Genomic DNA, 11,796 nt, shown 5'->3' with positions numbered 1-11,796 from the left:
ACACCCCAGTAAAAAAATACAGGGCGATCACAGCCAACTTCAGCTAAGTGGTCTGCCATAGATTTTACATATGAAAACCCAGTACCCCCAGCAAGCATGATAATAGGTCTATCACTTTGTTCACGTAATTGTGAAACGCCTAAACCAACTTCTAGTGTTGCTTGAGTATTGTTTTTAAGGTGTTCTCGCAAATGATCTAGTGCTTGAATCGCATAAGCATCAGCAGCTGTTGCGCCAATATGTAATTCTAATAAGTTATTTTGGCTAGGGCGGCTTGCAATAGAAAAAGCGCGCTTGTCTTTTTCGCCTAACACCACTTGTAAATATTGGCCTGCAGAAAACTCTACGGATTGTTCTGGTTTTAATTCAACTTTGAAAATAAACTCACTAAGTGGGCTAATAGCAACAATATTGGCCTTTAACTCTTGCATTATATTACCTTTTACGACTTTGATCTGGTTATGTTTTATGTTAAGTGAGCGCTAACTAGTGCCCATTGTTTGTTTGATGTTATTTAGTCTAAAATATTGAGAGAGCCCCAAATCTGATCTATTTTATCTTTTACTTTTGGGTCCATTACGATGGGTTCACCCCATTCTCTATCAGTTTCACCTTGCCATTTATTAGTGGCATCTAAACCCATTTTTGAACCTAAGCCCGAAACTGGCGAAGCAAAATCGAGATAATCAATAGGCGTATTCTCAATCATAGTCGTATCTCTAGCAGGATCCATTCTGGTAGTGATAGCCCAAATGACATCATTCCAGTCTCTGGCATTGACATCATCATCACATACAATCACAAACTTGGTATACATGAACTGACGTAAGAAAGACCAAACCCCCATCATTACACGCTTAGCGTGACCAGGATATTGTTTTTTCATGGTAACAATAGCCATACGGTATGAGCAGCCTTCAGGTGGTAAATAAAAATCGACAATTTCAGGAAACTGTTTTTGTAATATAGGCACAAAAACTTCATTTAATGCCACACCTAACACTGCTGGTTCATCAGGTGGGCGTCCTGTGAATGTACTATGGTAAATAGGATTTTTTCTATGGGTAATATGCGTGACAGTCATTACAGGGAAGTCATCAACTTCATTATAATAGCCAGTATGATCGCCATAAGGTCCTTCGGGTGCTGTTTCACCTTGCGCAATATAACCTTCTAATACATATTCAGCAGTTGCTGGTACTTGTAGTTTATTTGAAATTGATTTTACAACTTCGGTTTTACTACCACGTAAAAGGCCTGCAAACGCATATTCACTTAAAGTGTCAGGTACAGGGGTCACTGCCCCTAATATGGTGGCAGGGTCGGCACCTAATGCAACAGATACTGGATATGGTTCACCTGGGTTTTCTTTACACCATTCTTGAAAGTCTAACGCACCACCACGATGAGATAACCAACGCATTATTATTTTGTTTTTACCAAGTAATTGTTGGCGATAAATACCTAAGTTTTGGCGCTTTTTATAAGGTCCTTTGGTAATGGTTAAACCCCAAGTTATTAATGGCGCGGCATCACCAGGCCAACAATGTTGAATTGGTAGCTTAGTTAAATCAACATTATCACCTTCAAGTACTACCTCTTGACAAGGTGCTTTTTTTACCACTTTTGGTGGCATATTAAAAACTTGTTTAAATTTGGGAATTTGACTCAAAGCTTCTTTGATACCAGCTGGTGGTTCAGGTTCTTTTAAAAAGGCGAGTAATTTACCCACTTCACGTAATGATGAAACATCTTCTTTACCCATGCCCATGGCAACTCTTTGAGGCGTACCAAATAAGTTGGCAAGTACTGGGGTTGAATAACCTTTAGGGTTTTCAAATAACAGCGCAGGGCCTTTTGCTCGCAATGTGCGGTCGGCTATTTCTGTCATTTCTAGATAAGGGTCGATTTCTTGCGTGATTCTTTTAAGCTGACCTCTTTCTTCTAGTAGCTTTATAAAATCCCGCAGGTCTTTGTATTTCATTATGCTAGTCGTTATGGCAAATAATAATTAGTTGCATTATACCGATTTACAGTGATATTGTCGTTTTTAGTTCAAAGCTGTTTTTAATACTTGCCAATGAACTTGTAGTTGTTGAAATTTATTTTTGTCACCATTCACTTTATCTGGATGATATTTTAAAGCTAACTTTTTCCATTGTCTTGAAATTTGTTCTGATGTAGCATTTTTTGGTAATTCAAAATAATTAAGCGCATCGCTAATCATTTTGGGGTTTATGCTTTCTTTTGTTTTTGAAGTTAAATAACTCTGCCAAAAAGAATTAAATAAAACTTCAATATCTTTACTATCAGTTTCGAAGTTATTCCAGTCAAGGTAATAGTCTTTTAAGTTTTTATTTGGCTTTGAGAGTTTTTTTTCATTTATTTTGGCTAAACGAATCTCAAGAGGTTCTATTATTAGTATATACCCACTACCAATAAGGTTGCAGCTTAATTGAAATAAGGCATTCATAATAATGAAGTTTTTTTTAAATAAGTCTTTGTTACAGTCAGTATCTAACCTTTTTAAGTTATTATTTTGAATCAAAAAATTTGCTAACGTATGTACTTTCCAGCAAGGGGTTTTCAATAAACAATCAAAAATAACTTCTATTAATGGATTTTTTGGCAATGTTATCTCCACTTAACTTATCAAATGTAATTATACAACATTATAGTTATTGCTTTAGATGGCTACTATGCTCTGACCAGATATAATGATATAACTAGTATGTTTCTAAAGTATTGAATTTATTATCACTTATTAATTATTAGCATGTATTTAGGGTAAAGTTTATGATTTTTTTTAAGCACAGTTTAGTTACATTTCTTATTATTTTCATACTTAATGGGAATTTAGCTGTCGCTAATATTAATGATTTTGATGCTAAGTTGTCTCGATTAACCCATGAAACTGATCATGAACTTACTTTAAAAAAAGCGAATAAATTATTTAGTTTACCTAGGATCAGTCCATCACAAAAAGCATCCGTTTTAAATGTGAGAGGTAAAGCTCATTTCTCATTAGGGAACTTTAAAAACGCATTATCAGACTTTAAGAAATTTCAAAAAATCACTCATGATCAACAAATTGTAGATCAAGAAGCGCTAGCTTACAAAATGGTTGGCATAATGCATTATTATTTAGGTAATCATGATGAAGCGTTAAGTGCTTATCAATCTTCTCTATCATTTTATCAACCCGATTTAGAACCCATAAAACACGCTAATTTATTGAGTAATATAGGTTTGGTGTATGCCGCTACAGGTGATGTATCTGAAGCGATAAAAATGTATGAACAAGCTGAAACTATTTATCAGGAAAAAGGTACTGAAAAAGATCAGGTAGATATTCGTCACAACATAGCAAGCCTTTATGTTCGACTTAAACGCTTTGATGTTGCAATAGAGATCCTCAAAAAAGTTATTTCTGCACGAAAATCATATAGTGATGAAAAAGGTTTAGCTTTAGCTTATGGTGATTTAGGTGCTACTTATGAAGATTCAGGGCAATACGAATTAGCGAAAAAATATTTATTTAAGTCACTTAATTATTATAAAATACAAGGTGATTTGTATAATTCAGCTTCTCAATTACATAATTTAGCTGAGCTATTTAATCGCTTAGAATTAAGTGACAAAGCACTTGATTACGCTAAGCAAGCGGTAGAATTAAGCTTAGCTCAAGGGCATAAAAGTGCTTATGCAGGTAGTTTATTTAGCTATGCAAAAGCTTTGTTTTATAAAAGTCAGTTTGATGAAGCGTTACAAGCATTAGAAAAATCAACTCAAATTGCAAATAAGCTCAGCTATGAAGAGCAAATATCAGAAAATTTAGCGTTACTATCTCTCATTAAAGCTGCACAAGGAGATACGCAAAATGCGATAAAAAATCATCATTTATATATAGAGGAAAATAATAAATCATCTAATATAGCTTTAAATCAGGAGTTTGCACGTTTTGAAGCTCAGAAGTTAAAACAACAAGTGATGCAGTTAGAGCAATCTAAAAAATTACAACAACTGGAAATGGATCAAGTTACTCAAAAACGTAACTTTATTATTGTTGCGATTTTTTTGCTTTTTTTTATTTTATTTTTTATCTTCCGCCGAAATATAGAGCGTAACTCAAAGTTAACATTAGAAGTACAAGTAAAGCAAAGAACCCAAGAGCTTGAATGTTTGATGCAAGAATTACAGCAAGCTAATAATGTTAAAAGCCAGTTTTTAGCTAATATGAGCCATGAAATAAGAACACCTCTTACAGCTATTATTGGACAAGCAGAAGCGATTGTATTGGGTGATGTTGAGCAAGAGTTTATCTGTAAAGAAGTATCTATTATTCATAACAATAGTTTGCATTTACTTGAATTAATAAATGATATTCTTGATTTAAGTAAAATAGAAGCAAATAAGTTAGAGCTAGAATTACAACATCAAGATTTAAATATCATACTCGAAGAACTTAATAATATATTTAAAAAGCAAGCCAAGAGTAAAGGGCTTATTTTTGAAATCATTCATTCATTATCCAATCCATTTATTATTAATGTTGATAGCTTTCGTTTAAAACAGATCTTAATAAATCTATGCTCAAATGCAATTAAGTTCACTTCAAATGGTAGTGTTTCACTTGAAATATCAGTGGTAAATGATGAATTGATTTTTAAAGTTGTAGACACTGGTATCGGAATGGATGATGTGCAGTTAGAGTTACTATTTGAAAGTTTCACACAAGGTGATACAAGTATAAGTCGCCGCTTTGGCGGTACTGGTTTAGGTTTATGCTTATCAGAGCAGCTTGCTAAAATAATGAATGGAGAAATTTCGGTACAAAGTGAAGTTTATAAAGGAAGTGTTTTTACATTGTTTTTGCCTTTTGATCAAAAGAGTAATGATATTTATCTACCATATGAATCATCTGAATTAGAAAGTAAGCAAGTAAACACTTCATTTTGTGGTCAGGTACTACTTGCAGAAGACCATGATGATAATCGCCGTTTAATCGCACGATTATTAACGAGTTTAGGTGCTGAGGTGGTATGTGCAAAAAACGGAAAGGAGGCGGTTGAGTTATTTTTACAACATGATCCAACACTGATTTTATTAGATATACAAATGCCTGAAATGGATGGTATAGAAGCATTTACTTTATTGAGGCAATGTGGATGTTCTCAACCTATTATTGCATTAACAGCTAATGCAATGTCTCATGAGATTGAGCAATATCTTTCTATAGGTTTTGATGGCCATTTAAAAAAACCCATTGAACGAAATATTTTCATTGAGTTAGTTGCTCAGTATTGTGATTCACAAAATGGATTAAATGAAGCATATCAAGCAATGAATATGCTTGATATGTCAGATCTGATTACTGATTTTAAAAATAGTTTAATAGTAGAAAAAAATAATTTAGTGCAGGCAATAAAAGAAAATGACTTATATACAATAGAACAACAAGCACATAAGCTTGCTGGTGCCGCACAGATGTTTGGTTTTAAAGTTTTGTCTGAGTATGCAAAGCGCTTAGAGTCTCATCTAAAAAATAATGGGGTAGATGTCATTGATATACATGCAGATGGTTTATTAAATGAATTAAATATGATTATTTTACAAGAATAATCAAAAGAGCTCTACGTCACCGATTTTTTCATCTTCTTGATTGCTGTGAACTTTGTTTTCTTGGAGCGGTTTATTATCTCTGATACCTGTATCCCAAAGCATATCATTGAAATCAAACATTTCTAATTTTTCTTTCAAACTGACTGATAGTTTTTGTATGTCGTTACTAGAGACTGCTTGTATTTTTGAACTGGAAAGTGCATCAGAATTTAGCTCCAGTAGTGCATCTACTGATGATTGCGCTTCATCGGAGACTGATTTTTGCTGCTGTACTTGCTGGTAGATTTTTTCAGACAGGTTTTGAATATCTAGCATAGCAGATTCTATTTGATCAACCTCTTTTGTTGCTTCTTCTGACAAACTAACTGTTTTTTTTGTTTCTTGATGGCTTTGCAACATTAATTGATGCACAGAATCAGTGCCTTTTTGTATTTTAGCTATCATACCTGCAACTTCTTGAGTAGCTTGACTTGTTCTATTGGCTAGACTTCTTACTTCATCAGCTACAACTGCAAACCCTCTACCTTGTTCTCCAGCTCTTGCGGCTTCTATAGCAGCATTAAGCGCTAATAGGTTGGTTTGTTCTGCAATCGAATTAATGGCTTCTATAATAGAGCTGATTTGATCGCTATCATATTTTAATTCATCTATTTGTTTGCTCGTTTGTTCGATTTTTTTTGCGAGCTCAATTAAGCTATTTTGACTTTTATTTGCATCACCCCTAGTTTGTTTTACTGATGTTGTGGATGCATTTACCGCTTTATATATATCGTCTAAGTTACTATCTAAGTTACGAGATACTTCAAGCATATCATTCAATGATTGACTTAAAATCTCACCATGACTATGCTGCATGGTTGCTTTTTGAGTCATAGAGCTATAGGTTTCATGTAGCTCACCTGCCATTGGGGTTAACCTTGCCGTAGAAGCATAAATTTCTGTAAATAAATGATCTATTAGTTCTAACCAATTGTTAATTGCAAGGCATTCAGGTGGTTGTTTTTCTTGTTCGTCAAAACGAAACTTAAAGTATATTTTTTCAGAGTTGTTAATTGAGCTTGCAAGGTTATTTAAGTAACTTTCTTTCATAGATGAATAGTTTTTTAAATAGCCATATAAGCTTAAAGTGATAATAAGATCTGAGACAATTATTATTATGAAAATATTACTCTCAGCTGAAAAGTAGCTTAATAATGCTAGATGTAGGATTAATAAACCGGAGAGTAACAAAAAAGCAATTTTGGTGGCAGGCATAATCTCAAATTAATAAATTCCATTTAATTAAGTTATAGAACATAATTTAGTTTTGAGCTAAAAAATACCTACATTTAGCAGGTATTTTTTATTTAAATGTCTAATATAGGTGTTACTTTCGCATCATTGAGGCAAAAAACGCGGCATTTGTTTTGTCCATAGATAATTTATCTATCATGAATTCAATCGCTGATACTTCACTCATTTCATGTACGATTTTACGTAAAATCCACATTTTTTGTAGTTCATCAGTCTTAGTTAATAGTTCTTCGCGTCGTGTACCTGAGCGATTAATGTCAATAGCCGGGAATACACGTTTTTCAGCAATTTTACGATTTAAGTGCAATTCCATATTACCGGTACCTTTGAACTCTTCATAGATAACTTCATCCATTTTAGAGCCTGTATCGATAAGCGCAGTTGCAATAATTGTTAAGCTACCACCTTCTTCAACGTTACGAGCTGCACCAAAAAAACGTTTTGGTTTATGTAATGCATTAGCGTCAACACCACCGGTAAGTACTTTACCTGAAGATGGAATTACAGTGTTATATGCACGTGCAAGACGTGTAATAGAATCTAATAAGATAACAACATCTTTTTTATGCTCAACTAATCGCTTTGCCTTCTCTATTACCATTTCTGCTACTTGTACGTGACGGCTTGCCGGTTCATCAAAAGTTGAAGCAATAACTTCACCTTTAACTAAGCGTTGCATCTCTGTAACTTCTTCTGGACGTTCATCAATTAATAGCACCATTAATTCACATTCAGGGTGGTTATGTGCAATTGCTTGAGCAATGTTTTGAAGTAACATCGTTTTACCAGCCTTAGGTGGAGCAACTAATAAACCTCGTTGCCCTTTTCCTATTGGCGAAGCTAAATCAATAATACGAGATGTTAAATCTTCTTTACTACCATTACCACGTTCCATTCTTAATCGGTCATTAGCATGTAAAGGTGTTAAGTTTTCAAACAATATTTTATTACGTGAATTTTCAGGCTTATCAAAGTTAACTTCGTTAACTTTTAATAGAGCAAAATAACGTTCACCATCTTTTGGTGGGCGAATTAAACCTGAAATTGAATCACCTGTTCGCATGCTGAAACGGCGAATTTGACTTGGTGAAATATAAATATCATCAGGGCCGGCAAGATACGAGGCCTCCGAAGATCTTAAAAAGCCAAAACCATCTTGTAATATTTCTAATACACCACCACCAAAAATATTCTCACCACTTTTAGAATGTGCTTTTAAAATAGCAAAAATAATGTCTTGTTTTCTTAGCCGTGCAACATGCTCAAGTCCCATAGACTCAGCTAGTTTTACAAGTTGGTTTATTGATTTGTCTTTAAGTTCGCGTAAATGCATAGGATGGGGTCTTCACTGTTTGTGTAGTGTTTCAATTGATTTCAGTTTTGATTGGGTTTTCAGAAATTAAATTGGAATATTCGTTGGCTTTATAAACTAGCAGCTCTTTTGCGACTCGTCCAGCCTTTATACAAAAAAAATAAAATAAAAAAGGGCGAAGCCCTTTTTTATTTTACTATTTCTAGATGTTTTCGTTAATAAATTCAACTAGTTGAGTTTTTGATAAAGCACCCACTTTAGTTGCAGCAACTTGACCGTCTTTGAAAAGAAGTAAAGTTGGGATACCACGAATACCGAATTTAGGCGCTGTAGCTGAGTTTTGGTCAATATTTAATTTACCAATTGTAACCTTACCTTTAAATTCTACTGCAACTTCGCTAAGAATAGGCGCTATCATTTTACAAGGACCACACCATTCGGCCCAAAAATCTACTAATACTGGACTTGATGCACTTAGTACATCTGATTCAAAGCTATCGTCTGTTAATGTAATAATTTTGTCGCTCATCACGCTCTCCATTGTGGTTCGATAATTTATTTAGTGCGTATTTAAACACTATTGTTTCTTATTGCAAGCTTAAGCGTTATGCTTTATCGCTATGAATAATACACATTTGACTGAAAAAAAGTTTGCGGACTTTGATATTGCACCGGAAGTGGTAACCGGTTTAAGCGCTAATGGGTTTGAATATTGCACACCCATTCAAGCTGAATGCCTTCCTTTTGTCGCACAAAAACGTGACATCGCAGGGCAAGCACAAACAGGAACTGGTAAAACGCTCGCATTTTTAATTGCGACATGTCACCACCTGTTAAAAAATACCAAAGGACCAAGCAAACATCCTAGAGCCCTGATAATGGCTCCTACTCGGGAGTTAGCTGTTCAGATCCATAAAGATGCAAACATACTCGCTCCTCACTGTAAACTTAACTTAGGTTTAGTATATGGTGGCGAAAATTATGAAAAACAACGGGAACAATTAGAAAATGGTGTTGATATCTTAATTGGTACCACAGGTCGGTTGATTGATTTATATAAACAAGGTTTTTATAGCTTAAATGATATTGAAGTTGTTGTATTGGATGAAGCCGATCGTATGTTCGATTTAGGTTTTATCAAAGATATCCGTTATATATTTAGACGTATGCCTGAAGCAGCTAGTCGTTTAAATTTATTATTTTCAGCGACATTGTCATATAAAGTACAAGAATTAGCATTCGAACATATGACAGATCCTGTGCATATTCAAGTTGACCCAACTCAAAAAACAGGCAAAAGAATTAAAGAAGAGTTATTTCAACCTTCACAAGAAGATAAAATGCCTTTACTTTTAACTTTACTTGAAGATGAGTGGCCAGAAAAAGCAATCGTTTTTGCTAATACAAAACATAGCTGTGAAACAATACATGCTTGGTTAAATGCTGATAAACATAGAGTTGGTTTATTAACGGGTGATGTTGCTCAGAAAAAACGCTTATCAATTCTAGATCAGTTTACTAAAGGTAATATTGATATTTTAGTTGCAACAGATGTTGCGGCTCGTGGATTACATATTTCAGAAGTGAGTCATGTTTTTAATTTTGATTTACCAGATGATTGTGAAGATTACGTACATAGAATAGGTAGAACTGGTCGTGCTGGTGCATCAGGACATGCGATTAGTTTTGCATGTGAGAAATATGCTTATAATCTCCAAGCTGTAGAAGAGTATATTGAACATGCGATTCCATTATCTCATTATGATAGAGAGGCGTTACTTGATGATTTAACTGTGCCAGTATTGCAAAAACGTAGGAGTCATCCTAGTCAAAATAGAAATCGTTATGGCGGACGTAAACCAAGTCATCACCGCCCAAGATAAAAGTCAAAAGTCACAAGGATTGAGAGGTACCAATGGCTGTAGCTGCTTTACATCAGCATCAAAATATTTATGCTGTAATTGATTTAGGTTCAAATAGCTTTCATATGCTAATCGCAAAATCAGTTGCAGGAGACCTGCAAACAATAGGTAGGGTTAAACGTAAAGTGCGTTTAGCTGCAGGTCTAGATAATAATAACACTCTGAGTATCGAGGCAATGCAAAGAGGTTGGGAGTGTTTATATTTATTTGCTGAAAGGCTGCAGGATATACCAGCTAAAAATATTCGAATAGTGGCAACAGCCACACTACGATTAGCTGTTAATGCAAAACAGTTTATAGATAAAGCTCAAAAAATTCTAAGTCATAAATTGGAAGTTATTAGTGGGGAACTAGAAGCTAAAACTATCTATAAAGGTGTGGCGCATACTTCCGCTTTTTGTGGTAGGCAGCTTGTAGTTGATATCGGTGGCGCAAGTACTGAGGTCATTATCGGTGACGCATTCGAGCCGTTAAATTACAAAAGTCTCAATATGGGTTGTGTTACTTATCTTGAAAAGTATTTTAAAGATGGCAAGTTAACCTTAGATAATTTTGATTTAGCTACTGCTGCTGCACATCAAATGATCGCACCTATAAAAGATATATATATAAATGTGGGTTGGAAAAGTGCATCAGGTGCATCAGGTACAGTGCAGGCGATTCAAGAAATTATGCTAGCTCAGGGTCTTGATGAAAATTTAACCTTAAACAAACTTAATAGTATAAAAAAACAAGCTGTATTATATAAAACGATAGAGCAGTTAGCATTACCGGGTTTAGTAGAAGATCGTAGATTAGTATTTGTTTCTGGCTTATCTATTTTAATCGCATTATTTGAATCACTTGAAATAGACACTATGGGGCTAGCTGGAGGAGCCCTACGAGAAGGTGTTTTATATAGTATGGTTAAAGAATTACAAAACCATGATATACGAAAACGTACAATTGATAGCTTTATAGAACGGTATCATGTCGATCAGAGTCAAGGGCAAAGAGTTTCTGATCTAGCTGTATCCTTTGCACAACAGCTAGAAAGTAGATGGTTTGATAAAACTGATGATAGTATTGCGATGCTGAACGCCGCTTCGTTATTACATGAAGTCGGTCTATTAATTGAATATAAACAATATCAAAAACATACTGCTTATATTCTTAAAAATACACTTATGCCCGGCTTTAATCAGACACAACAAAAATTATTAGTTGCTTTAGTATCTGAACATAGAGCAGATATTGACAGTGAGCAACTTTCATCACTGGGCGTGAACAAAGCTCATGCAGAAAAGCTTATTCGAATATTAAGGTTATCGGTTATTTTAGCGATGAGGCGAAAAAATGATGTATTACCTTTAATTAAACTTAAATCTGAAAATAATGCTTTATATATATTGTTCCCTAAAACATGGTTAGATCAACACCCTTTGATGAGAACAGAGTTAGAACAAGAAGTGTATTATCAAAAAAAAGTAGATTGGAAATTAGTGATTAATACGATTTAACAATTATATATCCATGCTCTGAAACCTGCATTTCCAAGTAGCACGGGTATAAAGGGTTTGTTTAGTACTTTATTGTTGGTAAAAGAGTTATATTGATTAATATGCAATCTAAATAAAAGTAAATATAACTTTTCTCAAAAAAACACTT

Annotated in this window: 9 protein-coding genes; 3 read left to right on the top strand and 6 right to left on the bottom strand. The window is 34.3% G+C overall.

The window, feature by feature from the left end; all coding sequences use genetic code 11:
• From CJF42_RS22275 to CJF42_RS22265, 3 genes are all read right to left on the bottom strand, one after another.
• On the bottom strand, window positions 1-431 hold a 431-nt coding region (locus CJF42_RS22275), incomplete at its 3' end, for an FAD-binding oxidoreductase (protein WP_252097699.1).
• 83 nt (window positions 432-514) lie between these two features.
• Window positions 515-1,984: a 4-hydroxy-3-polyprenylbenzoate decarboxylase gene (ubiD, locus tag CJF42_RS22270; RefSeq protein ID WP_095368778.1), complete on the bottom strand. Its 1,470-nt coding sequence runs from the start codon at window positions 1,982-1,984 to the stop codon at window positions 515-517.
• Between the two features lie 66 nt (window positions 1,985-2,050).
• Window positions 2,051-2,632 (bottom strand): DNA-J related domain-containing protein, encoded by a 582-nt coding sequence (locus CJF42_RS22265; protein WP_170940710.1) that lies wholly within the window; start codon window positions 2,630-2,632, stop codon window positions 2,051-2,053.
• A gap of 164 nt (window positions 2,633-2,796) precedes the next feature.
• Between CJF42_RS22265 and CJF42_RS22260 the strand changes: the two genes are divergently transcribed.
• A complete protein-coding gene (locus CJF42_RS22260; RefSeq protein ID WP_095368776.1) occupies window positions 2,797-5,622 on the top strand; it encodes a tetratricopeptide repeat protein in 2,826 nt (941 codons plus the stop codon).
• Here CJF42_RS22260 and CJF42_RS22255 read toward each other — a convergent pair whose 3' ends face one another.
• The 3 genes from CJF42_RS22255 to trxA all read right to left on the bottom strand — a co-directional run bounded on the left by CJF42_RS22255 (window position 5,623) and on the right by trxA (window position 8,756).
• Window positions 5,623-6,876 carry a methyl-accepting chemotaxis protein gene (locus CJF42_RS22255; protein ID WP_095368775.1) on the bottom strand — a complete coding sequence of 418 codons (1,254 nt, stop codon included), beginning with the start codon at window positions 6,874-6,876 and terminating at the stop codon, window positions 5,623-5,625.
• 112 nt (window positions 6,877-6,988) lie between these two features.
• Window positions 6,989-8,248 carry a transcription termination factor Rho gene (gene rho, locus CJF42_RS22250; protein ID WP_095368774.1) on the bottom strand — a complete coding sequence of 420 codons (1,260 nt, stop codon included), beginning with the start codon at window positions 8,246-8,248 and terminating at the stop codon, window positions 6,989-6,991.
• A 181-nt stretch (window positions 8,249-8,429) separates the two neighbouring features.
• On the bottom strand, window positions 8,430-8,756 hold the full coding sequence (trxA, locus tag CJF42_RS22245) for a thioredoxin TrxA (protein WP_095368773.1): 327 nt from the start codon (window positions 8,754-8,756) through the stop codon (window positions 8,430-8,432).
• Between the two features lie 91 nt (window positions 8,757-8,847).
• Between trxA and rhlB the strand changes: the two genes are divergently transcribed.
• Complete coding sequence (gene rhlB, locus CJF42_RS22240) at window positions 8,848-10,110, top strand: ATP-dependent RNA helicase RhlB (RefSeq protein ID WP_095368772.1); 1,263 nt, start codon at window positions 8,848-8,850, stop codon at window positions 10,108-10,110.
• Window positions 10,111-10,142: 32 nt separating this feature from the next.
• Entirely contained in the window at window positions 10,143-11,648 is a 1,506-nt protein-coding gene (gene gppA / locus CJF42_RS22235; RefSeq protein ID WP_095368771.1) for a guanosine-5'-triphosphate,3'-diphosphate diphosphatase, read from the top strand.
• The last annotated feature ends 148 nt before the right edge of the window (window positions 11,649-11,796 follow it).

It is taken from the genome of Pseudoalteromonas sp. NBT06-2 (assembly GCF_002276045.1).
In the GTDB taxonomy this organism is placed as follows: Bacteria; Pseudomonadota; Gammaproteobacteria; order Enterobacterales; family Alteromonadaceae; genus Pseudoalteromonas.
The sequence above is the reverse complement of the archived record's forward strand: the minus strand, read 5'-3'. Positions and strand labels throughout refer to the sequence as shown.